This is a genomic window from Paraburkholderia youngii (genome assembly GCF_013366925.1).
In the GTDB taxonomy this organism is placed as follows: Bacteria; Pseudomonadota; Gammaproteobacteria; order Burkholderiales; family Burkholderiaceae; genus Paraburkholderia; species Paraburkholderia youngii.
In genome coordinates, this window is sequence record NZ_JAALDK010000001.1 from 1,284,358 (window position 1) to 1,308,511 (window position 24,154).

19 protein-coding genes and 1 pseudogene are annotated in these 24,154 nt (G+C 63.0%); 10 read left to right on the forward strand and 10 right to left on the reverse strand.

Features of this window, described 5'->3' with window-relative positions; translation table 11 throughout:
- Nucleotides 1–364 precede the first annotated feature (364 nt).
- Together G5S42_RS05985 and G5S42_RS05990 are read right to left on the reverse strand one after the other, a co-directional pair.
- Nucleotides 365–2,038, reverse strand: coding sequence for an ATP-dependent DNA ligase (locus G5S42_RS05985; protein WP_176105954.1), 1,674 nt, complete (start codon nt 2,036–2,038; stop codon nt 365–367).
- Between the two features lie 10 nt (nt 2,039–2,048).
- Entirely contained in the window at nt 2,049–3,131 is a 1,083-nt protein-coding gene (locus G5S42_RS05990; RefSeq protein ID WP_176105955.1) for a ligase-associated DNA damage response exonuclease, read from the reverse strand.
- A gap of 159 nt (nt 3,132–3,290) precedes the next feature.
- Here G5S42_RS05990 and G5S42_RS05995 point away from each other — a divergent pair, with 159 nt between their 5' ends.
- The 7 genes from G5S42_RS05995 (at nt 3,291) to G5S42_RS06025 (ending at nt 10,408) form a co-directional block, all read left to right on the forward strand.
- A complete protein-coding gene (locus G5S42_RS05995; RefSeq protein ID WP_176105956.1) occupies nt 3,291–4,193 on the forward strand; it encodes a YihY/virulence factor BrkB family protein in 903 nt (300 codons plus the stop codon).
- A 99-nt stretch (nt 4,194–4,292) separates the two neighbouring features.
- Complete coding sequence (locus G5S42_RS06000) at nt 4,293–6,128, forward strand: thiamine pyrophosphate-requiring protein (RefSeq protein ID WP_176105957.1); 1,836 nt, start codon at nt 4,293–4,295, stop codon at nt 6,126–6,128.
- A gap of 230 nt (nt 6,129–6,358) precedes the next feature.
- On the forward strand, nt 6,359–7,459 hold the full coding sequence (zapE, locus tag G5S42_RS06005; RefSeq protein WP_176105958.1) for a cell division protein ZapE: 1,101 nt from the start codon (nt 6,359–6,361) through the stop codon (nt 7,457–7,459).
- Between the two features lie 223 nt (nt 7,460–7,682).
- Nucleotides 7,683–8,789 carry a hypothetical protein gene (locus G5S42_RS06010; protein ID WP_176105959.1) on the forward strand — a complete coding sequence of 369 codons (1,107 nt, stop codon included), beginning with the start codon at nt 7,683–7,685 and terminating at the stop codon, nt 8,787–8,789.
- A 63-nt stretch (nt 8,790–8,852) separates the two neighbouring features.
- Complete coding sequence (locus G5S42_RS06015) at nt 8,853–9,281, forward strand: VOC family protein (RefSeq protein WP_176105960.1); 429 nt, start codon at nt 8,853–8,855, stop codon at nt 9,279–9,281.
- A gap of 198 nt (nt 9,282–9,479) precedes the next feature.
- Nucleotides 9,480–9,776 carry a hypothetical protein gene (locus G5S42_RS06020; protein WP_176105961.1) on the forward strand — a complete coding sequence of 99 codons (297 nt, stop codon included), beginning with the start codon at nt 9,480–9,482 and terminating at the stop codon, nt 9,774–9,776.
- Nucleotides 9,777–9,934: 158 nt separating this feature from the next.
- Nucleotides 9,935–10,408: a YbhB/YbcL family Raf kinase inhibitor-like protein gene (locus G5S42_RS06025; RefSeq protein WP_176105962.1), complete on the forward strand. Its 474-nt coding sequence runs from the start codon at nt 9,935–9,937 to the stop codon at nt 10,406–10,408.
- A 9-nt stretch (nt 10,409–10,417) separates the two neighbouring features.
- On the opposite strand, the gene G5S42_RS06030 is transcribed toward G5S42_RS06025, so the two are convergent.
- Nucleotides 10,418–11,389, reverse strand: coding sequence for an AraC family transcriptional regulator (locus tag G5S42_RS06030; RefSeq protein WP_176105963.1), 972 nt, complete (start codon nt 11,387–11,389; stop codon nt 10,418–10,420).
- A gap of 94 nt (nt 11,390–11,483) precedes the next feature.
- Here G5S42_RS06030 and G5S42_RS06035 point away from each other — a divergent pair, with 94 nt between their 5' ends.
- Both G5S42_RS06035 and G5S42_RS06040 read left to right on the forward strand, forming a co-directional pair.
- The gene (locus tag G5S42_RS06035; protein WP_176105964.1) at nt 11,484–12,317 is read left to right on the forward strand and encodes an oxidoreductase; all 834 of its coding nucleotides are present in this window, start codon (nt 11,484–11,486) and stop codon (nt 12,315–12,317) included.
- Nucleotides 12,318–12,790: 473 nt separating this feature from the next.
- Nucleotides 12,791–13,429, forward strand: coding sequence for an alkyl hydroperoxide reductase subunit F family protein (locus G5S42_RS06040; protein ID WP_176105965.1), 639 nt, complete (start codon nt 12,791–12,793; stop codon nt 13,427–13,429).
- 165 nt (nt 13,430–13,594) lie between these two features.
- On the opposite strand, the gene G5S42_RS06045 is transcribed toward G5S42_RS06040, so the two are convergent.
- From G5S42_RS06045 to G5S42_RS46040, 3 genes and pseudogenes are all read right to left on the reverse strand, one after another.
- Nucleotides 13,595–14,653, reverse strand: coding sequence for a YncE family protein (locus G5S42_RS06045; RefSeq protein ID WP_176105966.1), 1,059 nt, complete (start codon nt 14,651–14,653; stop codon nt 13,595–13,597).
- A complete protein-coding gene (locus G5S42_RS06050; protein ID WP_176105967.1) occupies nt 14,650–15,909 on the reverse strand; it encodes an MFS transporter in 1,260 nt (419 codons plus the stop codon). The genes G5S42_RS06045 and G5S42_RS06050 overlap by 4 nt, the downstream gene beginning before the upstream one ends.
- A gap of 169 nt (nt 15,910–16,078) precedes the next feature.
- A pseudogene (locus G5S42_RS46040) lies at nt 16,079–16,192 on the reverse strand (chromate resistance protein ChrB domain-containing protein); the annotation flags it as partial.
- 128 nt (nt 16,193–16,320) lie between these two features.
- On the opposite strand from G5S42_RS46040, the gene G5S42_RS06055 reads away from it, so the two are divergent.
- Complete coding sequence (locus G5S42_RS06055; RefSeq protein WP_176105968.1) at nt 16,321–17,382, forward strand: DMT family transporter; 1,062 nt, start codon at nt 16,321–16,323, stop codon at nt 17,380–17,382.
- A gap of 226 nt (nt 17,383–17,608) precedes the next feature.
- Here the strand turns inward: G5S42_RS06055 and G5S42_RS06060 are convergent, their stop codons facing one another.
- From G5S42_RS06060 to G5S42_RS06075, 4 genes are all read right to left on the reverse strand, one after another.
- Nucleotides 17,609–18,157, reverse strand: coding sequence for an aspartate carbamoyltransferase (locus G5S42_RS06060; RefSeq protein ID WP_176105969.1), 549 nt, complete (start codon nt 18,155–18,157; stop codon nt 17,609–17,611).
- Between the two features lie 248 nt (nt 18,158–18,405).
- Entirely contained in the window at nt 18,406–22,209 is a 3,804-nt protein-coding gene (locus tag G5S42_RS06065) for a tetratricopeptide repeat protein (protein WP_176105970.1), read from the reverse strand.
- On the reverse strand, nt 22,206–22,493 hold the full coding sequence (locus tag G5S42_RS06070) for a hypothetical protein (protein ID WP_176105971.1): 288 nt from the start codon (nt 22,491–22,493) through the stop codon (nt 22,206–22,208). The genes G5S42_RS06065 and G5S42_RS06070 overlap by 4 nt, the downstream gene beginning before the upstream one ends.
- Nucleotides 22,494–22,901: 408 nt before the next feature.
- On the reverse strand, nt 22,902–24,092 hold the full coding sequence (locus tag G5S42_RS06075) for a porin (RefSeq protein ID WP_176105972.1): 1,191 nt from the start codon (nt 24,090–24,092) through the stop codon (nt 22,902–22,904).
- Nucleotides 24,093–24,154: the final 62 nt, after the last annotated feature.

Below are 24,154 nucleotides of genomic sequence, written 5' to 3' on the forward strand. Positions count from 1 at the left end.
TGCGGCCAGGTTTTTTTGCTATTTCCGCTTCATTCGGACGATGCGCGGCCGGCACGCGTCGTCCCGCACTCCAGCGTTGCAATTACCTGGTATGCGGGATTTAGCGTGCCCATACATCACGGCGTTTGAATGACGGCGACAGCGATGTGCGTGCTGCGCAACATCGTCTGACGCACTGTCGTTGTGCGATCCGCCTCGCTCAGGGGCGTCGCACGACATCGGTATTCCAACGGATTGAGGGGGCCACGCAATGCATGCCGCGAGCGCTCTTATGGCGCGAATCGATGACGCGGTCATAAACAAAGGATAAGCGACGATGCCGATAAAAAAATGCTCGACGTGTTAGGGGTTTGTGCTCTGCGGGTTATCCCGCACGATTATCGATAAAGCCCTTCAGCATCGCGAGCGTGTCGGCGTCGTCGATATGTTTGTCGGTACGCCAGCGCAGCATGCGTGGAAAACGCACGGCCACGCCTGACTTATGGCGCGAACTCGCTTGTATCCCTTCGAAGCCGATCTCGAACACGAGCGTCGGCGTTACGCTGCGCACCGGGCCGAATTTATCGACGGTGGTCTTGCGCACGATCGCATCGACGCGATGCATCTCTTCGTCGGTAAGCCCTGAATAGGCCTTCGCGAACGGCACGAGCGTGCGCACGCCGTCGGCTTCGTCCCACACCGCGAATGTGTAGTCGGTGTAGAGACTCGCGCGACGGCCATGACCGCGCTGCGCGTACACGAGCACAGCGTCTACCGCATAGGGCTCGATCTTCCATTTCCACCACGTGCCCGATGCCTTGGTGCGGCCGACGCCATACATCGATTCGCGCTCCTTCAGCATCAAGCCTTCGACGCCGCGCGCGCGGCTCTCCTCGCGCAAGGCCGTGAGCGCGCTCCAATCCGCGCCACGGACGAGCGGCGATACGCGCAGCAGACCGCGCGCGAGCGTGCCATCGACCGACGCGCTCAACGCATCGAGCCGCGCGCGCCGATCAACGAGCGCGTTCATGCGCAGGTCCTGGCCGTTCGCTTCGAGCAGGTCGTACGCGAGCAGCGCTGCCGGCGAATCCGCAAGGATCTTGCGAGTCAGCGTCTTGCGCGCGATGCGCGGTTGCAGCCGCGCGAACGGCAACGGCGCGGCCGCGCCGGGTTCCCAGGCGAGAATCTCGCCATCGATCACATACCCATCGGGTAAGGACTCGCCCAATGCCGCGACCTCGGGAAAACGATCGGTGATCAGATCCTCGCCGCGCGACCATAACCACACGCGCCCGCCGCGTTTGACGAGTTGCGCGCGTATGCCGTCCCACTTCCATTCGATCAGCCAATGCGCGGGATCGCCGAGCGTCGCCGGATCGGTCTGCAACGGATGCGCGAGAAAAAACGGGTACGGCAGGCCCAGGTCGCTATCGTGTTGACGCGCATGAGCTTGCGTATCGTCGTCGGTCTGCGGCGCGATCAGACGCAGATAGCGCGCCGCATCGGGCTTCTGTCGCGAATCGGTCCAGCCGACCATTCGTTGCGCAATCCGCTTGTGATCGACGCCGGCCACTTCGGCGAGCGCGCGCACCACCAGTTGCCGCGCGACGCCGACACGAAAGCCGCCGCCGATCAGCTTGGTCAGCAGGAAGCGGCCGCCCCAGTCGAGTTCGTCCCAGTAACTGAGTAGACGCGTGCGCAACTCGTCGGGCGGCAGGCCGCGCAACGGCAGCATGCGTTGCTCGATCCATTGCGTGAGACCCAGCTCGGAGTCGCGCGACGCGGGCGGCAGGATATGCGCGATGGTTTCGGCCAGATCGCCCACCGCGTGATACGACTCCTCGAACAGCCACTCGGGCAAGCCGGCGCGCTCGCGCGCGATGTCGGTCAGCAAACGCGTCGGCACCAGTTGACGCGGTTTGCCGCCCGCGAGGAAATACGACGCCCATGCCGCGTCTTCAGGCTCGGCCACCGAGAAATAACTGGTCAGCGCCGCAAGCTTGTCGTGCGTCGACGTGGTCGCATCGAGCGCGGTGTAGAGGGCCGCGAAGCGTTTCATACGGTATCCGTCATGATTCGCTCGCCGCCGGCGCTTCGTCGGCGCCGGCCGCATCGGCTTCGACCGTATCGTCGCCGTATTGCGTGTCGAACGCACTCGCCTGCAGGCCCTGCTCGTTGAGCCAGCGCACCATCGGTTCGATCGAGCCATGCGTGACGATCACACGCGAGGCGCCGCTTTCGCGGATCGCCGTTTGCAAACCCGGCCAGTCCGCGTGATCGGACAGCACGAAGCCGCGATCGACGCCGCGCCGGCGCCGCGCGCCGCGCAGGCGCATCCAGCCCGACGCGAATGCATCGCTGTAATCGCTGAAGCGCTTGAGCCACGCGCTGTTCTGCGCGGACGGCGGCGCAACGATCAGCGCCTGTCTGAACACGGCCTTGTCTTTCGCGGCGATCTCGCTGACGAGATTGACCGGCGGCAGACGCACGCCCGCGTCGCGATACGCGCGATTGAGCGGCTCGAGCGCGCCGTGGCAGAAGATCGGCCCGATCGCGGCATCGACGCTCGCGAGCACGCGTTGCGCCTTGCCGAACGAATAGCAGAACAGCACCGACGCGCGCCCTTCGGATGCGTTGTGACGCCACCATGAATCGATCGAATCGAACACGCTTTGCGGCGTGTCCCAGCGATAGATCGGCAGGCCGAACGTCGACTCGGTGATGAAGGTATCGCAATGCACCGGTTCGAACGCGGCGCAGGTCGGATCGGCTTCGAGCTTGTAGTCGCCGGATGCGACCCATACGCGGCCCGCGTGTTCGATGCGCACCTGTGCCGAGCCGAGCACGTGCCCGGCCGGATGCAGCGACACGCGCGCAGCGCCAACCATGAGCGGCTCGCCGTAGTCGAGCGTGTGCAGTGCGATGCCGGGCAGCCGCGCCATCAGCACGCTCGCGCCCGCGCGCGTCGCCAGATAGCGCTGATGACCAAAGCGCGCATGGTCGGAATGCGCATGCGTGATCACCGCGCGTTCGACCGGCCGCCATGGGTCGATGTAAAAATCGCCGGCCGGGCAATACAGTCCCTCGGGCCGCGCGACCACCAGATCATTGGCTTGCGGCGCGGTGTTGTTCTGACGGGGCGGCTGATCCATCGGCTGTCCTCGGGAATGGCGGGCGATCTTCCGAACGCGGCCAAGCAAACTGTATGCCGCGCCATTGATGGCCCCGTTTCTGCTTACGGTATATAAAGCACACACGCGTGTCGAGAGCGGCTGCCATCCGGCAGCGCCCGGCGCGCACCGCGAGGCCTCATGCCCATCCTGCTCGACCAGCATGCGCTGTTTATCGCCAGGCATCCCGGGCGCTTCCTGCTGCAAACGCTGAAAGCGTTTCGCGCGAACCAGGGGCTGCTGCTCGCGGGCGCGGTCGCATACTACGCGTTGCTGTCCATCGTGCCGCTGCTGATCCTGGTCGTCATCGTGCTGTCGCGCGTGGTGCCGCAGCAGCTGGTGCTCGAAGCGCTGTCGCATCTGCTGCGCTGGCTCGTGCCCGGGCAATCGGCCGCGCTCGTGCGTGAGCTGTCGAACTTTTTGCAGCATCGCGCGGTGATTGGCTGGGTGCTGCTGCTGACGATGCTGTTCTTCAGCTCGCTCGCTTTCACCGTGCTCGAAAACGCGATGTCGCTGATCTTCGTGCACCGCGTCGTCGTGAAGCGGCGCCACTTCCTGGTCTCGGCGTTGCTGCCCTACTGCTACATCATGTTTCTCGGCGTTGGCCTGCTGATCGTCACGTTCGTATCGAGCGCGCTCGACACGATCGGCGCCGAAGGTCTGCAACTGTTCGGCCTGCATGTGTCGTTGCAGGGCTTCACGCGAGTGCTGCTGTATCTGCTCGGGCTCGCCGGTGAAATCTTCGTGCTGACTTCGGTGTATCTGGTGATGCCGGTCGGACGTCCGTCGCTCAAACACGCGCTGATCGGTGGCGTGGTGGCCGGCGTGTTGTGGGAGGTCACGCGGCACGTGCTGGTCTGGTATTTCGCCACGCTGTCGCAGGTGAGCCTCGTCTATGGCTCGCTGACGATGGCGATCGTGATCCTGCTGAGCTTCGAATGGCTCGCCACGCTGCTGCTGTTCGGCGCGCAGGTGATATCGCAGTACGAGCGCTTCGGCACCGAACCGCTCGACGCGCCGCAGCCGAAGATCAAGACCGGCTGAGCGAGCCAGTCGCAAGGAACAGCCCTTGCTCGTTCGATACCGACCAAAGCCGCCCGTTCCACGCGGCGGCATCGACTGGATATCGAGGGAGCGAGGATCATGGCTGAAACCGTTGGCGATTTCATCATCGGGCGGCTGCATGCATGGGGCGTGCGGCGTATCTATGGCTATCCGGGCGACGGCATCAACGGCGTGTTCGGCGCGTTGAACCGCGCGCAGAGCGAAGCGAAAAAGCGCCATAGAGGCACGGATCAGCCGGGCCCGATCGAATTCATCCAGGTCCGCCACGAAGAAATGGCCGCGTTCATGGCCGCCGCGCATGCCAAGTTCACCGGCGAACTCGGCGTGTGCATCGCCACCTCGGGGCCCGGCGCTTCTCATCTGCTGACGGGCCTCTACGACGCGCGCATGGATCACATGCCGGTGCTCGCGATCGCCGGTCAGCAGGCGCGCGCGGCGATCGGCGGACACTATCAGCAGGAGCTGGATCTGCCGGCGATGTTCAAGGACGTGGCCGGCTCGTTCGTCGGCTTTGCGACGATGCCCGCGCAGGTGCGTCATCTGGTCGATCGGGCGGTGCGTATCGCGCTTGCCGAGCGCGCGGTGACCGCGCTGATACTGCCGAACGATCTGCAGGACATTCCGTATGAACCGCCGGGGCGCAAGCACGGCACGCTGCATTCGGGCATCGGATACGCGCGTCCGCGCGTCGTGCCGGGCGACCAGCAGTTGCGCGAGGCCGCCGACGTGCTGAACGCCGGCCGCAAGGTCGCGATCCTGGTCGGCGCTGGCGCGCTGCACGCGACCGACGAAGTGATCGCGGTCGCCGAGAAACTCGGCGCCGGCGTCGCGAAAGCGCTGCTCGGCAAGGCGGCGCTGCCCGACGATCTGCCTTGGGTGACCGGCTCGATCGGCCTGCTCGGCACGAAGCCGAGCTACGACATGATGACCCATTGCGATACGTTGCTGATGATCGGCTCCGGCTTCCCATACTCGGAGTTTCTGCCGAAGGAAGGCGACGCGCGCGGCGTGCAGATCGACATCAAGGCCGACATGCTGAGCCTGCGTTATCCGATGGAAGTGAACCTCGTCGGCGATAGCGTCGAGACGCTGCGCGCGCTGCTGCCGCTCATCGAGCAGAAGCAGGATCGGCTGTGGCGTGAGCGCATCGAAGGCTGGGTGTCCGACTGGTGGAAGACGCTGGAAAAACGCGCGCACGAACCCGCGAAGGATGGCCTGAATCCGCAGCTGTCGGTATGGGAGCTGTCGAAGCGCATTCCGTCGAACGCGATCGTCACCAGCGATTCGGGTTCGGTCGCGAACTGGTACGCGCGTGATCTGCAGGTGCAGCGCGGCATGATGTGCTCGCTGTCGGGCGGCCTCGCGTCGATGGGCGCGGCCGTGCCGTATGCGATCGCCGCGAAGTTCGCGTACCCCGAGCGGCCCGTGATCGCGCTGGTCGGCGACGGCGCGATGCAGATGAACAACATGGCCGAGCTGATCACGGTCGCGAAGTACTGGCAAGGCTGGAGCGATCCGCGCTGGATCTGCATGGTGCTCAACAATGGCGATCTGAACCAGGTCACATGGGAGCAACGCGTGATGGAAGGCGATCCGAAGTTCGAGGTGTCGCAGGACATTCCTTCCGTGCCGTATCACCGCTTTGCGGAGCTGATCGGTTTGAAGGGCATCTATGTCGACAACCCCGAGCAGATGGCGACCGCCTGGGACGACGCGCTCGCGTCGAATCGTCCCGTCGTGATCGAGGTGAAGTCCGATCCGAACGTGCCGCCGCTACCGCCGCACGTCACACTCGCGCAGGCCAAAGCGTTTGCCGAGACCTTGCTGAAGGGCGATCCCGATCAGGGCAACGTGGTGGTCGAGACGGCCAGGCAGGTGCTCGGTGCGGTGCTGCCGGGGCATCACGACAAATGATGCGGTAGTGGCTCGACGACGTGTGCGCGCGCCAACGGTTCGACAGGGGACGTGACTGGTAAAATGGCGCGCGCTTCGTGCACGCGCTCATTGGGCCTGCTTCAGCGCAGCCCATCACGCCGCCCCTTACCTCATGCTCACACACGTCCTCGCCGTTTTCGCGGTGGCCCATTCTGCGTCATTCGCGCAAGTCGCATCATTTGCATCACCTGGCATGGACGCTCTCGCCCATGCTTGACGAAACCCGCATCGCACGCGCATTGACCGCACGCGGCATCACGCCCGATCCCCGCCAGCGTGAGGCGATCAGCGCGCTCGTCGCGTTGCTCGGCGCGCAGCAGCGGGCACGGCGTGCATGGTCCACCGCCGCGTTCGGGCCGCAAGGTGTCTACTGTCATGGCTTGCCGGGGCGCGGCAAGAGCCTCGTCGTCGATACGCTGTTCGAGCTCGCGCGGTGCCGCAAACGGCGCCTGCATTTCCACGAGTTCCTGCGCGAGATGAACCACCGGCTCGTCCAGGCGCCGCGGGGCGACGACCGGCTCGGCGACGTATCGCGGCAATGGCTCGACGGTATCGAGCTGCTGTGCTTCGACGAATTCCATGTGCACGATATCGCCGACGCGTTCCTGATGGGCCGCTTTCTCGACACCGCGATCAACCTCGGCACGCGGATCGTGCTGACGTCGAACTACGCACCGGACGATCTGCTGCCCGAACCCGAGTTTCACGAGCGCTTTGTGCCGACCATCGCGCAGATCAAACGCGCTTTCAAGGTGATCCATTTCGACGGCGCGCGCGATTACCGCTTCGGCGGCGAAGCGGCTGAGGTGCCGCGCTTTTTCGCGCCGCTCGATGCGTCGAGTGAGGCCGCGTTGCGCGAGATCTTCACGAGCCATGAAAGCGGCGCTGCGATCGAACCGGTGAAGCTGAGCGCGGCGGGCCGCCCGCTCGAAGCGCGCGCGGCCGGCAGCGCGCTGCTGTGGGCGGACTTCGAGCAGCTATGTGTCGCGAGCCGCTCGCACCTCGACTACCTCGATCTCGCCGAGCAATGGCAAGGCTTGATCGTCGATCGTCTGCATACGGAAGCATTGAGGCAGTCGCATACGCTGCAGCGCCTCGTGTGGCTGATCGACATCTTCTACGACCGCAAGCGCGCGCTCTTCATCGCGTCCGATCAGCCGATCGGGACCGCCTTGATCGGCCTCGAAGGCGCGCATGATCTGTCGCGTACGCTGAGCCGGCTCGCCGAGATGCAATCGCGCGCGTATCGCAGCGCGCTCGAGCGAGGCGGCGAGGACCAAGCGCAAGACGGGATCGACGCCGAAGCTTGAAAGCCGGGCATCCACCCTGCGCATTTCTGCAATTCTTGCAAGGCAGCGGTAAAGCGTGCCAACGCCCTTGCGCATCGACGCACGCGCGACGCCGCCGCGCGCGGCGCCGGAGCGACAACGAAGCCGCCCGCTGACCCGGCCCGCCGCTTGCGCGGGAATGGGTTCTGCTACCGCCGAGCGCAGACCCCATTGTTCAGCGGATTACCGCCGCTCGCGCCCGTCCATGCTCAGAACCGCTTCCGTAGCCGCCACATTGTGCGCGGCCTGCCTCACGTCCGCCTGCGTGCATATCGGCCCCTCGCGTCTGAAGGCCGATCAGGTCGACTATGCGCGGGCGCTCGGCGACGCGAAGAAACGCGCGATCCTCGCCGCCGTGATCGGTCTGCGCTACGGCGATGCGCCCGCATTCCTGACCGTCAGCAGCATCATCGCCGCCTACACGTTCGACACCACCGGCGGCGCGACGCTCAACGCCGGCTCGGGCACCATGCCGAACTACGCGCAGGCGACCGGCAGCGTGTCGTACTCGAACCGGCCGACCTTCACGTTCACGCCGACCACCGGTGAAGCGTTCGCGTCCGCCTATATCCGGCCGCTCGCGCCGGCGCTCGTGTTGCCGCTCGCCGAGGGCGGCGTGCCGATCGATCTGCTGTTGCGCATCACCGCGCAATCGATCGGCGGTCTGCGCAACGGCGATGTGCTCGGCGGCAACAACAGCGCGGGCGCGCCGGGCTTCTTCGAATTGCTGCAGGCGTTGCGTCGTCTGCAACTGGCGGGCGAACTGAACGTCGAGACACGTCAGCTCGATGTGAAGGCCGATCTCAAAGGCGGCCAAAGCCCCGCACTGGCCGTGTTCCTGTCGATCGGCGCGACCACCAGCGGCGAGTCGCCGAGCACGGCCGCCGATGTCGCGCGCGTGCGCAGGCTGCTGCATCTGTCTACGAAGACACGTAGCTATGAGGTCGTTTATGGGCCGTCGTCGACTTCCGCGAAGGGCGAGCGCATTACGATGGTCACGCGCTCGGTGCTCGGCATCCTCAGCGATCTCGGCGCGCAGGTGCAGGTGCCGCAGGAGCGCATCAGCGACGGTTCGACGAAGCCGACCGTCGGGTTGGTCGGCGGTGAAACCAGGCCGACGATCATCGTGCATTCGGGCAAGGTCGCGCCGGCCGATGCTTATGTGTCGATCGCATATGGGCCTTCGGTGTATTGGGTCGAGCGCAATGACTTCGACTCGAAATACGCGTTTACGGTCGTGCAGAATCTGATGGCGCTCGCGGAGTCGGATACGAGCAGTAAGGCGCCGGTGGTGACGATTCCGGCGAATTGACGAGCGAATGTAAGCGGCTCACCTGCCGCTCACCCGCCGCTCTTTCGCGGCAAAGGAGAAGCCATGGAAAAGATCCCAGTTACCACCGCCTTATTCATCGCAGGCTTTGGCCCGATCGTGACCGAGGCCCAGCCAAGCCGCGATCTCTATGGCCGGGCCTTCGGTATCCCCTTCAAGGAAGAGAACGGCGGCTATCTCCATACGGAGAGCCTGAACGGCGCAAACTCTTTCGCGTTGTGGCCGCTCTCTCACGCCGCTCAGTCTTGCTTCGGCACCGAAGCGTGGCCTCCCGAGGTACCCATCCCGCAAGCCTGGATCGAGTTCGATGTCGACGACGTCGAAGCGGCAACGGCAGAACTTGAATCGCAAGGGTATCGAATGCTGGTCAGAAACCGGAATGAGCCATGGGGCCAGACTGTCAGCCGCTTTATCGGGCCGGAAGGATTGCTGATCGGAATCACGTATACGCCCTGGCTGCGGGACAAGAAATGATGACGGCCGCCGCGCAGATCAGGGACGAGCGCGCATCGGATTGCCCGGTTAATTCCTGAAATCGATATTCACCATTGTGAATAATGCGCATAACTATCAGCCCTCGCTTTCCTAAACTTGGAGTCTCGCGACCCTGACGGAAACGTACGTGAGCATCGTTTGCGTCGATATCGCAATCCATTAAAGGAGAAGCGCTTCATGAACAAGGCAACCAGCACATTGATCGCGGCTGTCGCCGCCCTGATGCTGTCGAGCGGCGTATATGCCCAAAGCAACAACACGCTGGCGACTCCATCCACGAAGTCGCCGGCCGCTCCAACGAGTGGCTACGGCACGCCTGGCGCCACCGGCTCGGACAGCGGCTCGGCATCGCCGAACTCGGGCCAGCCGATGAGCACGATGAGCACGGACAGTAGTTCCACGTCCCGCCAGCCCGCTTACGGGGTCAACAACTCACTGGCGACCCCATCCACGAAGTCGCCAGCCGGCCAATAAGCGCAAGCTCGGCTGGCAACCCCGCGCGGTAAATCGAACGTCGCCTCTGCCCCGGCATGCGGTCGTTCGATCCGCGAATGCGTGCACTCGCCGCGCGCGACTTCGGTGGACGCTGACCTAGAATAAAAGCATGGTCGCGACCCAACGAGGAGGCTGCCATGACACTCACGCTAACGTCGCAAGCCTTCCGACAGAGCGGCGAGATTCCGGTGCAGCATACCTGCGAGGGCGCCAATGTATCCCCGCCGCTCGCGTGGTCCGGCGTGCCCGCGAACGCAAAAAGCCTGGCGCTGATCGTCGACGACCCCGACGCGCCGGACCCCGCCGCGCCGAGAATGACTTGGGTACATTGGGTGCTCTACAACATCCCGCCGACAGCAACCGGGCTAGCCGATGGCGCTGATGCACAGGCTTTGCCGGGCGGCACGCTCGAAGGCACCAATGACTTCAAGCGTGCCGCTTACGGCGGCCCGTGTCCGCCCGTGGGACGCCACCGCTATTTCCACAAGCTGTATGCGCTCGACACCGTACTGCCCGATTTGAAAAGCCCCAGCAAGGCCGCTCTCGAGAAGGCCATGCACGGGCACGTACTCACGCAGGCCGAACTGATCGGCACCTATCAGAAGCGATGAGCGCTGGCATCAGTGCGACGACACATAAGACGTATCAGCGAATACAGCCGGGATCGCGAAGCTCTCGCGCATCCGCTTAGCCTCCGCTGCCGGCGTCAAGCCGAACAGACGCCTGAATTCCCTGCTGAACTGGGACGGGCTCGCGTAACCCACAGCGTGTCCGGCGGCCTCCGCGGTCAGGTCCTGGCGCACCATTAACAGGCGAGCCTGATGAAGTCGCGTCGACTTCACGTATTGCATCGGCGACACCTGTGTAATGGCCTTGAAGTGGCTGTGGAAACTCGGAATGCTCATACCCGCTTCGTCGGCCAGTCGCCTTACGTCGAGAGGCTGCGCATAGCTTGCATGAATCACGCGGAGTGAGCGGCCTATCTGGCCGAACTGTCCTCGCATCGCCAAGGCCTCGCGCAACGAGCTTCCCTGGGCCCCCGTGAGCACCCGGAAATACAGCTCACGCAGCAGCCCTGCACCCAACACAGCAGCTTCGAGTGGCCGATGCATCGCCTCGAGAAAGCGCAGCACGGACGCTTGCATCGCGTCATCCATCGGCGTCGACATCATGCTCCGAGGTGCTGGTGTGCGCTCAGCCCCCCCTTCGCGGTCGATCCGCTCCGCAAGTTCGGCGGCCAAGGCGAAATCGAGGTGCAGATACAGCGCGAGCAGTGGTCGCTCCTCGGTTGCGTCGGTCTCCATGCTGAATGGCACTGGCACGGATACGGCCAGATAGTGATGCTCGTCATACAGGTACAGCTGGTCGCCGAAATAGCCTCGCTTGCGGCCCTGGCAGACGATCACGATACCGGGGTCGTACAGAACGGGCGTGCGCGATAGCGCCCGGTTCGACCGCAAGATGCGGACGCTCGGCAGCGCCGTCAGGTTGTAACCCTCGTCGGGCGCCAACGCGCGCAGCAGCGCAACCATGCGTTTCTGGCTGCGCGAGGATAGAGCTGGGTGCTGGGTCGAAGCGCGTGGCGTGCTCATAGTTTTGTGCAAGAAACTCAGCGGAATTCGGCTTATTTTGCCTCGTCTGTCAGATTAGTATGCACTCTCCAATCGACTTTCGGGAGAAGCTTCAATGACATCCAGCAAAACTCTGCTCATCACTGGCGTCAGCAGCGGTTTTGGCCGCGTGCTCGCACAGGAAGCGCTGGCGACGGGTCACAAGGTCGTCGGTACGGTGAGAACTGCCCAGGCAAAGCGCGAATTCGAGTCCCTGTCCGCGAACGCCGCTTGGGGACGCGTGCTCGACGTGACCGACTTCGACGCGATCGACGGCGTGGTGGCGGAAATCGAGGCTAGCGTCGGACCCATCGATGTGCTGGTCAACAATGCCGGCTACGGTCACGAGGGCATCATGGAGGAATCGCCGCTCCCGGAGATGCGCCGTCAGTTCGATGTGAACGTATTTGGTGCGGTCGCGATGATGAAGGCCGTCCTGCCATTCATGCGTGAGCGCCGCCGCGGTCACATTGTGAATATCACATCGATGGGCGGCTACATCACGATGCCGGGAATCACCTACTACTGCGGCAGCAAGTTTGCGTTAGAGGGCATCTCCGAGGCGCTCGGCAAAGAGGTCAAGCCCTTCGGTATTGCCGTGACGGCGGTGGCGCCGGGCTCGTTTCGCACAGACTGGGCGGGCCGCTCGATGACCCGAACGCCCCGCTCGATTCCGGATTACGACGATATTTTCGATCCCATCCGCCAAGCCCGCGAGGAAAAAAGCGGCAAGCAATTGGGAGATCCAAGGAAAGCGGCGCGCGCAATGCTGGCCGCCATCGCAGCGGAACATCCGCCCGCGCATCTTTTGCTCGGTAGCGACGCACTCGGTCTCGTTCGAGACAAGATGTCGGCGTTGAACGCGGAAATCGGTGCGTGGGAGGCTATCACCGTTTCGACGGATGGCTGATGAACGCCGTCTTGTTGACGCGGTCGGGCGGCCTCACTGTCAGGCGGCGTCGACTGGGTTGTCCCGCCCAAGCACCTCGACGAGAAAGGCAGCGACGTGCAACATACGCTTTTTAGCAGCTGCGACCCGGAACGCCCACTTCGCTTTCTGACAATTTGCGCACTGGAACCCGGCCAGTCATACGTCATCGAGCTTTGAAGATCAGTTGCGCTTCGGACGCTTCGGTGGCATTGTCACTCTCGACGCTGGCCGAAGTTGCCGCCGAAGCAGGCACGGTGACAATCATTGGAGATAATTCGCGAACGCTTTGAATGTGTGCGATAGCGCACCAAATCGTCCCGACATTCGGGGGGAGCATTGCGAGGCACCCTCTACCCACCGACCGGCGCCGCCGGTTGTGGGCACTCGCGTGTTGTTGTGGCGTTAGGCTCCTCACATAGCCCTGTGCAGGTTGCTACGGAATCGAAATTCAAATGCTGAACATCGATCTCAGGTCACAACTGCAGACGTATTTGCGAAACCTTCGCAGACCCGTCGAATTAATCGTGTCGCCGGGCGGTAGTCGAACATCGCACGAAATGCTGGCGATGCTGAACGAAATTGCGTCGTTGACCGACCTGGTCACGGTCGTCGAGGAGCAGCACGGCGACGAGCGCAAGCCATCGTTTTCAATCAGGCAGGTGGGAGCAGATGCCTGCATTCAGTTTGCCGCCACCCCAACAGGGCCTGAATTTTCGTCCCTTGTTCTTGCAATTCTCCAGGTTGGAGGGCATCCCGTCGTAGCCGACAGTACGACCATCGAACGGATTCGAACACTGGAACGTGACTACTATTTCGAAACCTATATTTCGTTGTCGTGCGGAAGCTGTGTGGACGTTGTGCAAGCGCTGAACATGATGGCGGTGATCAATCCACGGATTCACAACGTTACGATCGACGGCGGAATTTTTCAAAGTGAGCTGTCCGCGCGTGAAATTAGCGTCGTGCCGACGATCTACATGAACGGCGAGGTCTTCGGCGAGGGGCGCAGCAGCTTCGTGGAGCTCGGCGCAAGACTTCTCGACATAGAAATGAGCATGAGAGCGGCACTGCGTGCGGCGAGCAAGTCGTAACCGAGCCGTCGCACAGAAAACCAACCTTTGACGAAACCTCGCGCGCGAAGCCCATTTCATGGATCGCGAGCAGCATCGTCATGCCCTCGCTCGCGCGATCGCGTACGATCAGATTGATCCACGCGCCACCGAAATGAGCTTCGAGGAGCGCCGACGCAAGCACCGCTACCGCGATCCCGTGGATGCAAGCGCCATGATGCGAAGCACGGGCCGACCATCGACGTTCTTCAGCGGGAAGTAAGTGCGGTGTGTCGCGGGATCGACGCCGACGACATGGGCGTTGGGTCCTACCCTGCCCTCACCTGCTTTCGATACGGCAGACTCCGAGACGCGGAACATCGACACGATGCCGGCTTCGCCGGCCACGTAAAGCAGATGCGCGCCCGGATCGTAAGCGAGCACGTCAGGCCCGCCTCCGACGTCGAAAGTCTGAGTGACGCGCTTCGTCAGCAGGTCGAGCACGATCAGCTTGTCATTGTCTTCACACGCGATGAACGCGAGATGCAATTGAGGAACGATGGCGAGGCCGTGGTTGCCTTTCGCACCAGGCAGATCGATCCGGCTGATAATCGTGTCGGTCGACGGATCGATTTCGACGAGCTGCCGCCGCGTCTGCACATTGACGAAGATGTGGTGCGAGTCGGGGTCGTACTGCGTGTTGCCCGCTTCTCCACCCAACTGGATAGTGCTCTTTCGCTGGTTGGTGTGCGTATCGACCACGGTTACCGTGCCGCCCGTCTCATCCGACACATAAAGTTTCTGGGAGTCGGGCTCATATGCGATGCCGTCGGGGTAGATGCCACCCGGCACACGCGCCACCACATGCATGCTGGCCTCGTCGATCGCTACGACCTCGTTGGTGCCGGTCGCCGATGCATACACCCGCCCGAGTTCCGGCACGGCCAGTACCCCATGTACTGACGCAATGTCGGCGACGCGGGACACAACGCTCGACCTGAGCGTATCGAACACCACGACTTCACTGTCGCCAAGATGAGCGATGAACAGCAGGTGCCGGTCAGCGTCATGGCTTACGTAGTCCAGACGCGTGGCGCGGCCCGGCAACGGGACGTCGGCGCTGTGATCGAGCGGCAGGCGGGCCTCCGACTGCGCGGCGCGCGCTGCTGAAATGACGTGTACCAGAATGCCTGCCGCCGCCGACACTACGAGCAGGAAGACGTAAAGCGATATGGCTGGTGGCCCGCAGGGGCGCGTGCGCGTCATGGCGACCCGCCTTCCGGTTCGATGTGGCGAAACGCTGCGAGCAGCGAAAGATCGTAGGCGATCTTGAGCACGCCGCAAGCGACAAGCGGAGCGCCCAGCCATCCGAGGCCAAGCAACGTACCCGACAGCACAGGCGCGAGCGCCGCCGCAAGACTTCGCGGGACGGCGGTAAAGCTCGCGGCGGCAGGACGTTCCATGGGCGTCACTACCGACATCACATAGGCGCTGCGGGTCGGCACGTCCATCTGTGACAGGGCACTTCTCGCGAGAAGCAGCGCCAGAGTCAGTGGGAGCGACGGCGAGAACGCGGCCGCGATGAGGCAGACGCTGGATGGCATATGCGTGAACACCATCGTGTTCAGCAGACCAATCCTTCGCGAAAGCGGCGCTGCGACGAGTTGGGACCCAGCGCTCAACATGCCGGCCCAGAAGAAGAACTGGCCCACTGCGCCGGGCGAAAGCCCGAACCGCTGGATCAGCCACAGCGCGAGCAGCGAGTTGACGACAAGACCGCCCGCGAACGCGTCGACACTGAACAGCAGTGCGAGGCGGATCACGATCCCGCGTGACGGTCCGAGCGGCGCACGCACAACACGCGCCTGCGGCACGCGCGCGGGCAAGCGCAGGTAGAGAAGCCAGATGGCAAACCCCGTCAGCGCATAGACCACGAACATGGCTCGCGTCGCGGACAGTGACGAGACGGCCAGACCCGTAGCGATCCTGTCCGGCAGTGCGGCAGCGAGCGCGCCCACCGCCGCCGACAATGCGCCGATCAGGCTATAGCGTGCAAAGAGCGAAGTACGCGCGTCGCCACTAGCGGATTCCGCGAGCCGTGCATGTTCCAGTGGAAGGAACAGGCTTACGTCGCCGGAACCCGGATTCAGGGTTCCGATAAAAGCGACGACCAGCAGCGGCCACAGCGAAGAAAGGCTGGCGAACGCAAGACCTGTAGCTGTCATCAGCGCCGCGGCAAACAGCAGCAACAAGCGCAGGGCGACGCGATTGCCCACAAAGCCGATCAGAACCGTGGCGAGAGCAGAACCGAATAGCGTTGTGGTGCTGATCAACCCGACAGTCAGTTGGCCGAATCCGAGCCGGAGAAGATAGACAGGCAGCAGCACCGCGACGAATCCATCGCAGATACCCCGCAAACCGCGAGCCGCAAGCAGTGTCAACGCGCCACCTTCCACGCCGCCCGGCAGAACCAGACTGGAGAGCCGGGAGTGAAGCGTCGCCGATGAGACGTTGCATCGCATGACAGTGCTATGCGCGCGTCGCTGCCTTTAGCCGCTAAGCCGCGTTCCCAGTTGGTGATGTTGAAAAGCTGGCTGACGTACTGGCCATCTGACCACGCGTACAGCCGGGCACGTGTGCGCTCGTCGTGCTCATGGGCGCCTTCCCGTTTCGCTGCCTTTTTCACTGGCCGCGAAATGCGTGTACATCGCGGGCTTTCAGCGCACGCCAGTAACGCATCCGCGCGGTGGCGTTCTCTGTCGGAAGAGTCAGCACCAGTAGCAACCAGGTTGAAAGCGTGCTCATGTAGATTACGTTACGTCGCAGTAACGATTTCTACAAGCAAGCTTTTGGCTGCCTGCTGCGAGTTTGATCCGTCACCTCAGCAATGGTCTGTAAACTGTCCCTTCTGCTGCGAACATGAGGTTGAAGTTGTGAAATCAGGATACGCCGCGATATTCACCGCCTTGGCCGCTGCGGCGCTGTTCGGCGCCGCGACACCGCTGGCCAAGGCGCTGCTCGGCTCGGTCAGCCCATTCATGCTCGCAGGCCTGTTTTATCTCGGTAGCGGCCTGGGGCTTGGCGTCGGCATCGCGTGGCGCGCCTTCCGGTCGCGCGGGCATCAGTCCGGCGCGCACCACCGCATCACCAAAGGCGAGCTACCCTGGCTGATCGGGGCAATAGCGATGGGCGGCGTCGCCGGGCCTGCATTGCTGATGCTGGGGCTGTCCACCACACCAGCGGCAACGAGTTCGTTGTTGCTCAACCTCGAGGGCGTGTTGACCGCAGTGATTGCCTGGGTGGTCTTCCGGGAAAATGTCGACATTCAGGTTTTTCTCGGGATGGTGGCGATCGTTGCGGGCGGCGTGCTTCTGTCGTGGCATCCGGGCCAGACAGGCGTGCCGGTAGGTGCGTTACTGATCGTCGGCGCGTGCCTGTGCTGGGCAATCGACAACAATCTGACGCGCAAGGTCTCGGCGAACGACGCGATGGTGATCGCGTGTCTCAAAGGGTTGGTGGCCGGTCCCGTGAATCTCGGCATCGCGCTCGCGGCTGGCGCTTCGCTTCCTTCAGCAGGAACCATGGCGGCGGCGATGCTGACCGGGCTCAGCGGTTACGGCATCAGCCTCGTCTTGTTCGTTATCGCGCTTCGGCATCTCGGTACGGCGCGTACAGGCGCGTACTTTTCTGTAGCGCCGCTTTTCGGTGTGATCCTTTCGCTGATCATATGGCCCGCCCTGCCCAACCTGTCTTTCTGGAGTGCCGCGGCCCTGATGGCGCTGGGTATCTGGCTGCATGTGCGCGAACGGCATGAGCATGAGCACAGTCATGAGTTTCTCGAACACACGCACCGGCATCGTCATGACGAGCATCATCAGCACGAGCATGATTTTCCTTATGCCGGTGACGAGCCGCACACACATCCTCACGTGCATCTGCCTGTTACCCATTCGCACGCACATTTCCCCGATATTCATCATCGGCATCCGCACTAGTTGTGCGCACGGCTTGAAGACCGGATATGGCTCCCACGCCAGGTATCGGCAACCGGACGTTCAAGGTCGGATTGAGGCGGACGCTGTGGGGCTTGGTACGGCCACAAGCGGCCCTTCGGCGCTCACTTCTGAATTCGTAACAAGTCAAAGGTCCGGCGCTGACCCGCCACTGACCGGGCGGGAAATCGGACCGGCCAATCATTCGCATCCTGATCGTGTGCGCTATCTATTCCGCTGTCGAGGCGTCTGCCGGATGATGGTGCATCATGCCTGGATCGTGCCCTGCCATCGCGTCGTGGCCATGATCGGACAACTGGGCGTCGAACCATTCGTGTAGCGCCATGATGAGGCGAGGCTCGTCCGCGTGATATACGATTTCGCCTCCATCAGGCAAGTCGTGATAGTGGATCGTCAGTTCACCCTGCTTCGCGGCACGTAGTACGGCTAGGCCCGGCATGTCGTTGCCGTGGATCTGCACCGGCGCATTGAAATCTCCCTCCGAAAACTGCCGGGCGATCATGGCCAAGTGTCCGCGGATCATGGCGGCCTGCTTCGGATCATGATGCTTCGTGACGACCTGCTGGGTTCCGCCATTGGCCGTCTTCGTAAAGATGTGTGTGGTGGCTGCAAGGGAGAACGGCATTACCTCCGTGCCGTATTGCTCAACTTCCCTCTGGCGTGGCGTAACGTCGGCGATGGCGGACGACGAAAGAACAGCTATCCCGAGAAGGACCGCGGTTGAGACCGCGACAACAGCCGCCGACGGGCGCGACATGGTTTGCTCCAATCGAAAGAGAGAACGCATAGTCTAGCGTTCACTGTCCGTTTCCGGTATTGGCGAACCTCCCTTCAGGGTCGACTACGGGCGTACGCCTCGGTAGTCGTTCACCTCTTCCGCAACTGGATATGTGGGCGATGACTCGCCCGAAATAACGGAAAACGACCAGACTGCCGCGCAGCAAAAGGAAATAACTGGACTGGCAACGCGAGAGGCAAGCGTTCGCCGAAGTCAACGGGACTAACTCAGGCGGGGTCGCCGTCGGAAACGCGACGGATGCCATGCAGGCCACTGTTGCCTTGCCCCTGAGAGCGAGACCGCGAGATGTCGGCCGCCTCTCGCGACGCATCCAGCGCGCCGGCATCATCGCCGACATCCATAAGGCGGGCCGACAAGTTGTTGAGGCTCCTAACAAGGTCAGGTGCAAAGCGGTCTGGGTTCTCGTGTGCGAGACGCCTACGGATCTCCACCGCCTCGCGAATCGCATCCAGCGCACCCGCGCCATCGCCCGTGTCTTTGAGGCGGTCCGAGAGATTGTGGAGGCTCTTGGCAAGACTGGGCGCAAAGCGGCCCGGATTCTCCTTTGCGAGCGAGCGATAGATGTTGACCGCTTCGGCTATCGCGGCAAGTGCTCCCGCGCTATCGTTCGCATTGTGGAGACAGCTCGCCAGGTTGTGGAATGTGGCGGCGAGATCGCGAGCGAAACGGCCCGGGTCCTCCTTTGCGAGAGGACTATAGATTCTTACCGCCTGACGGATCGCGTCGAGTGCCCCCGCACCGTCGCCGGCATCGCCAAGGCGGAGCGACAGATTGTTGAGGCTCATGGCGAGAGCGGATGCGAAGCGGCCCGGGTCCTCTTTTGCGAGAGGACTATAGATATTCACCGCCTCACGGATCGCGTCCAGTGCCCCCGCGCCGTCGCCGGCATCGCCAAGGCGGACCGACAGATTGTTGAGGCTCATGGCGAGATCGGCTGCAAAGCGGTCCCGGTCATCCTGTACTAGCCGTCGCCGGAGCTTCACCGCCTCGCGTATTGCAGCCAATGCGCCCGGGCCATCGCCCTCAGTATCAAGACAGTTCGAAAGGGCTTGGAGGCTCGCGGCAAGAGCAGGTACGAAGCCGCCGGGGTTCTCCTGTGCGAGACGCCGCCGGATCTGAACTGATTCGTGGATCGCCGCCAGCGCGCCCGCTCCATCGCCAGCATCCTTGAGGTGGAGCGACAGGTTGTAAAGACTGGTTGCGAGGTCGGGCGCGAAACGGTCTGGATTCTCCTGTACGAGATGCCACTGGAGCTCCGCCGCCTCGCGGATCGCGGCCAGCGCGCCCGCACCATCCCTGGCATTACGGAGAAGGAGCGACAGGTCGTTAAGGCTCCCGGCTAGATCGGGAGCGAAGCGGCCCGGGTTCTTCTGTGCGAGACGCCGCCGGATCTCCACCGCCTCGCGCATCGCGACCAGTGCGCCGCCGCCATCACCGGCATCGGCCAAGCGGCGCGACACGTTGTGGAGGCTGCTGCCGAGATCGGGCGAAAAGCGGTCTGGGTTCTCCTCTGCGAGAAAACGATGGATGTTCACTACCTCGCGCATCGCGATCAGTGCGCCGGCACTGTCGCCGGCATCGTCGAGGCGGAGCGACAAGTCGTTAAGGCTCACGCTTAGATCAGGAGCGAAGTACCTCGGGTTCTCCTGGGCGAGACGCCGCCGTATCTCCACCGCCTCGCGGATCGCGACCAGCGCGCCTACGCCATCACTGGCTTTGGCCAGGAGGAGCGACAGGTTGTGGAGGCTGCCGGCGAGCTCGGGCGAGAAGCGGTCCGGGTTCTCTTCCGCGAGAAAGCGATAGATTTTCACCGCCTCGCGGATCGCGGCCAGCGCGGCGGCGCCATCGCCGGCATCGCCGACGGAGCGTGAAAGGTTGTTGAGGCTCATGGCGAGATCGGCTGCGAAGCGGCCCGGGTTCTCTTGTGCGAGACGCCGCCGGATCGTCACCGCCTCGCGGATCGCGGCCAGCGCGCCTGCGCCATCGCCAGCATCGTGAAGGCGGACAGACAGATTGTTGAGATTCATGGCGAGATCGGGTGCGAAGCGGCCCGGGTTCTCCTGCACGAGACGCCGCCGGATTTCTACCGCTTTGCGGATCGCGGCCAGTGCGCCTGCGCCATCACCGGCATTGTGAAGGCGGAGCGACAGGTTGTTAAGGCTCATGGCGAGATCGGGTGCAAAGCGGCCCGGGTTCTCCCGCATGAGACTCTGCCGGATCTCTACCGCCTGACGGATCGCAGCCAATGCGCCCACGTCATCGCCGACGTTGCCCAGGAAGTCAGAAAGACTATTGAGACTCATGGCGAGATCGGGTGCGAACTGACTTTCGTTCTCCTGCGCGACAGACTGAAAGATATCTACTGCCTCGCGGGCTGAAGCTACCGCGCCCGCGCGATCACCTGCATCACTGAGACGGACGGACAGGTTGTTGAGGCTCGCAGCAAGACCGGGGGCAAACTGGCGCTGGTCCATCTCTACGAGACGCCGCCGGATTTCTACCGCTTCGCGGATCGCGGCTAGCCCGGGCCCGCCATCGCCGGCGTCGCCGAGGCGATTTGACAGATCGTTGAGAATTTCTGCGCGTTCGGCAGCTGGAAGATCAGCCATACCAAGCAGCGCCTGGCCAACTGCGATACCAACCGGACTTAGCCGGAAGCCGACTGCGTTGGCCTCAAGAAAGCCCCGCCATGCTTTGGCACGTTCAGGTTTCCCCGTGACCGCTTCAACAAGCGAGTCACGCAAGATCCGTTCAGCAGGTCCATGCAGAGTAACCAAGTCGTGCATACGCCTGCTCAAGAGTTCGATGTGATCCGCTCCGGTTTCAGACAGTGTCGCCCATACCCAGTCAGCGCGACGGTCCTGAGCATCGATGAGCACCTGTCGCAGCAGTTCGGCTGCAACGATGTCAGGCGCTGGCGATGGAAATCGATTGTCTCTGCACCAGCCCAGCAGACGCACCCCATCGACCACATACTGAGGAGCCGGCAGCCCGATCCCGAGCTCAGGTGCAGCAAGTCGCCGCATCGTTGAAGCGTCGAGGCCGTCAAGCAAAGCCGCGAGCCCGACCAACCGGGAGGCGCCATGCTCTCCCCACCCTGTATTGCGTCCGACTCGATCTAGCTGGGTGCGCTCACGATCGATCAGAGCGGCGACGATGTCTGGCGCTGTCAGGTCGAGCGTCTCGTCAGGTGAGTCCACGAAGTGGACGGCCGCGGCCGTGATCAGCAGGGGTAATGCAAAAAGCTCCGGGCTTTGGGAGAGCCAATTGTCGATTGCAGCACCATCGAACTGTGGCTTGCTGTAGCCACGATGCTGGGCGAGTCGAGAGGCGACACGCTTGAACAAAACCGTCGCTGAGACTGTGGGAAGCGCGCGGATTGCCACCTCATGCGCGTCACAGATGTGTGAAGCACGGGCATCGAGGACGTCTTGTCTCCACTCGTCGAAAGGGCGACGGCTCAACAACAGAATCCGAACCGGCGCGGACGGCTTTTGCCGGTCTTCCCGACCTGCTTCACGAAGCAGACTCCTCACCTGCTCGCGCCATGCTTCGGGATAATCCAATATGACCAATAGCCCCTTGTCAGAAACAGGAAGGGACGCGCCTTGCTCAAGCGCAGAAAAGCCGGCATACCAGCCCTCCGCTTTCAGTCGTTCGGCAAGTTCGGCGGCCAGGCGAGACTTGCCACTGCCTCCGGCACCCACAAGAAACCTGATGCGCAAAGGTTGTCCCGATCGAGCCCAACTGAGGAGTTCGTCGAGTTCGGGACCCCGGCCGATCAGGTCGTCCGCAAGCCTGCACCGCCAGGAGAGTAGATTGAAAACTTCAAAAGGGTCGCCCTGCTTGGGCAAGCCCGAGGCCCAGTCCACGATAGGCGGTGGTGATGGCTGCCGGCCGTCGTACACCTGATAAACAAGACCGGAATTCGACCCGACGAAGACGTTCCCAACGATCTTTTCGGAGGACACCGCATAACTGCCCCAACGAAAAAGGCGGGGGAATTTCATTTGCGAATATCGTGAACCAGTTGAGCCGCCGCGATCAATGCGCCCACGATTCCGATCACCCACGCAACGCGGTCACCGTGCGGGGCAGTCCGGCTTGGACCTTCTTTACCCGATGGCGCGGCCATTTCCGAATAGGTTTGCGTCAGGTGGCCTGATTGGTTCCCGACAACGATATTTCCCTGGACCTTACTTGCCTTCAGGACGTTCGATCGCCTCAGTCTTGCAATTGCGACGACAAAGAAAATCGCTGCAAGGCCGTAGACAAGGAATCGTTCGATAGCCATTGGCCGCTCCAAACGTGCGTCTTGTCGAGAATAGTCGATGGCTGGGTGTAATGCCAGCGTCCGCCCAGAGTTTGCCTCGCCCTCGACAATGCGACCCATTCCGACAGTTGGCTGGGAGTTGCACGGCAACCGGACGCATTCGACCACCAGCGCGCTGATCGTGACACAGAATACGTACCCCCGCGAAGACCTCGTGGAGACCATCTTGCGCTACGTGGAAGAGCCATTGGCGGAGCCCACCAGGTGAACCCTTTTGCCGCCTCTATGAAAGGACCGTTTGACCCTGGAAGCGGTCGTAAAGGTGGCGCGGGGTCTTGTGGTTGAGTTGGGTCGGCTAAGGAAGTTCGTCGGTTGAGTCGGGCGGGTCGCTGTGAACTTGCGGGCTCAGCGTTACCGCTGCCGCCTCGCTCAAAACCGATGCCGCAACCCCGCCAGCACCGCAATCTGACTATTGCGCCCCGCCCCAGCCGGTCCGAAGAAGTTGATTGCGACGGTGCTCGCATCGCCGGCCAGACGCTGATAGACCATCGACATATGCAGATCGGTGCGCTTCGACAGCAGGTAACTGATGCCCGCGTCCACCTGATGCCATTTTGGCCGCTCGCCGGTTGCAAACGACGTCGCGCCGCTGCCGGTATAGCCATCGCCATCGGTGAAGATGTAGCCGAGCCCCGCCATCAGCGCCGGCGTGAAGTAGTAGCGCCCGTTGATCTCGTAGTTATTGACACGCAGGCTGTGGCCGCCACGATAGTCGAGCAGCGTGTTGGTGAAGATGAAGTTCACGTTTGCAGCGCCGAACGTATAGCCGGCGCCCAGCGCCGAGATCCGCTGGCGCTCGACGAAGCCCGCGTTATAGAAGATGCTGGTCGAGCCGCTGTACTCGTCGCCGATCGCGCCGTTCGGATTGTTCCCCGACGCGAGCCCCGCCGACGGATTGTTCAGCTGCAGGTAGCTCGCGACCACATGCAACGGCCCGCGCAGGTAGTCGACCCCGAAGCCGTACGCGCGGTTGTTGGCGAAGCCCTGGCCGGCGTCGCCGCCCGCCTGGTTGCTGAACGCGTAGAGCGCGCCGAGCTTCAGACCCGCGAGCGGACTCACCTCGTACTTGACGCTGTTGTTCAGGCGAAACGTCTGGAAACTGTCGTCGACGTCGCCGATGTGCGCGCCGTAGATGCTGCCGAACATCAGCCAGGACATCAGCGGCGCGACGTAGTCGAACGTGTAGTCGTACTGGCGGCCGAGCGTCAGCTTGCCGTACTGCTTGCTCGCCAACCCTACGTACGCCTGTCGCCCGAACAGCCGGCCGCCCTGCGACGACGTGCCGTTCAGTCCGCTGAAGCCCGCTTCGAGCTGGAACACGGCGGACAGGCCACCGCCGAGGTCCTCGCGTCCGAGGAAGCCGAAGCGGTCGCCGCTGCCCCAGCCGGTCGCCATCGACCAGCGCGAGGCCCCTTGCGCCTTGATCGACGACGCGACCGTATTCGTCCAGGCAATGCCCGTATCGATGATGCCGTACAGCGTGACCGAGCTTTGCGCGTCGGCCGTGAGCGGCGCCGCGAAGGCGCAAACCACCGCAGCAGTGCAGACTGCTGTTTTCATTGTGCTTCTCCGGTTTCGATGTAATTGGGTGATGCGGATGAAGGGCGGCAGCGAGCCTCGTG

Excerpts from the sequence above, each read along its gene's own strand:
- G5S42_RS06025 (WP_176105962.1), top strand. The coding sequence starts at position 9,935 with ATGACACTCACGCTAACGTCGCAAGCCTTCCGACAGAGCGGCGAGATT.
- G5S42_RS06065 (WP_176105970.1), bottom strand. The coding sequence starts at position 22,209 with ATGAAATTCCCCCGCCTTTTTCGTTGGGGCAGTTATGCGGTGTCCTCC.
- G5S42_RS06010 (WP_176105959.1), top strand. The coding sequence starts at position 7,683 with ATGCTCAGAACCGCTTCCGTAGCCGCCACATTGTGCGCGGCCTGCCTC.
- G5S42_RS05990 (WP_176105955.1), bottom strand. The coding sequence starts at position 3,131 with ATGGATCAGCCGCCCCGTCAGAACAACACCGCGCCGCAAGCCAATGAT.
- G5S42_RS06015 (WP_176105960.1), top strand. The coding sequence starts at position 8,853 with ATGGAAAAGATCCCAGTTACCACCGCCTTATTCATCGCAGGCTTTGGC.
- G5S42_RS06070 (WP_176105971.1), bottom strand. The coding sequence starts at position 22,493 with ATGGCTATCGAACGATTCCTTGTCTACGGCCTTGCAGCGATTTTCTTT.
- G5S42_RS06030 (WP_176105963.1), bottom strand. The coding sequence starts at position 11,389 with ATGAGCACGCCACGCGCTTCGACCCAGCACCCAGCTCTATCCTCGCGC.
- G5S42_RS06060 (WP_176105969.1), bottom strand. The coding sequence starts at position 18,157 with ATGTCGCGCCCGTCGGCGGCTGTTGTCGCGGTCTCAACCGCGGTCCTT.
- G5S42_RS05995 (WP_176105956.1), top strand. The coding sequence starts at position 3,291 with ATGCCCATCCTGCTCGACCAGCATGCGCTGTTTATCGCCAGGCATCCC.
- G5S42_RS05985 (WP_176105954.1), bottom strand. The coding sequence starts at position 2,038 with ATGAAACGCTTCGCGGCCCTCTACACCGCGCTCGATGCGACCACGTCG.
- G5S42_RS06075 (WP_176105972.1), bottom strand. The coding sequence starts at position 24,092 with ATGAAAACAGCAGTCTGCACTGCTGCGGTGGTTTGCGCCTTCGCGGCG.
- G5S42_RS06050 (WP_176105967.1), bottom strand. The coding sequence starts at position 15,909 with ATGCGATGCAACGTCTCATCGGCGACGCTTCACTCCCGGCTCTCCAGT.
- G5S42_RS06020 (WP_176105961.1), top strand. The coding sequence starts at position 9,480 with ATGAACAAGGCAACCAGCACATTGATCGCGGCTGTCGCCGCCCTGATG.
- G5S42_RS06000 (WP_176105957.1), top strand. The coding sequence starts at position 4,293 with ATGGCTGAAACCGTTGGCGATTTCATCATCGGGCGGCTGCATGCATGG.
- G5S42_RS06035 (WP_176105964.1), top strand. The coding sequence starts at position 11,484 with ATGACATCCAGCAAAACTCTGCTCATCACTGGCGTCAGCAGCGGTTTT.
- G5S42_RS06040 (WP_176105965.1), top strand. The coding sequence starts at position 12,791 with ATGCTGAACATCGATCTCAGGTCACAACTGCAGACGTATTTGCGAAAC.
- zapE (WP_176105958.1), top strand. The coding sequence starts at position 6,359 with ATGCTTGACGAAACCCGCATCGCACGCGCATTGACCGCACGCGGCATC.
- G5S42_RS06045 (WP_176105966.1), bottom strand. The coding sequence starts at position 14,653 with ATGACGCGCACGCGCCCCTGCGGGCCACCAGCCATATCGCTTTACGTC.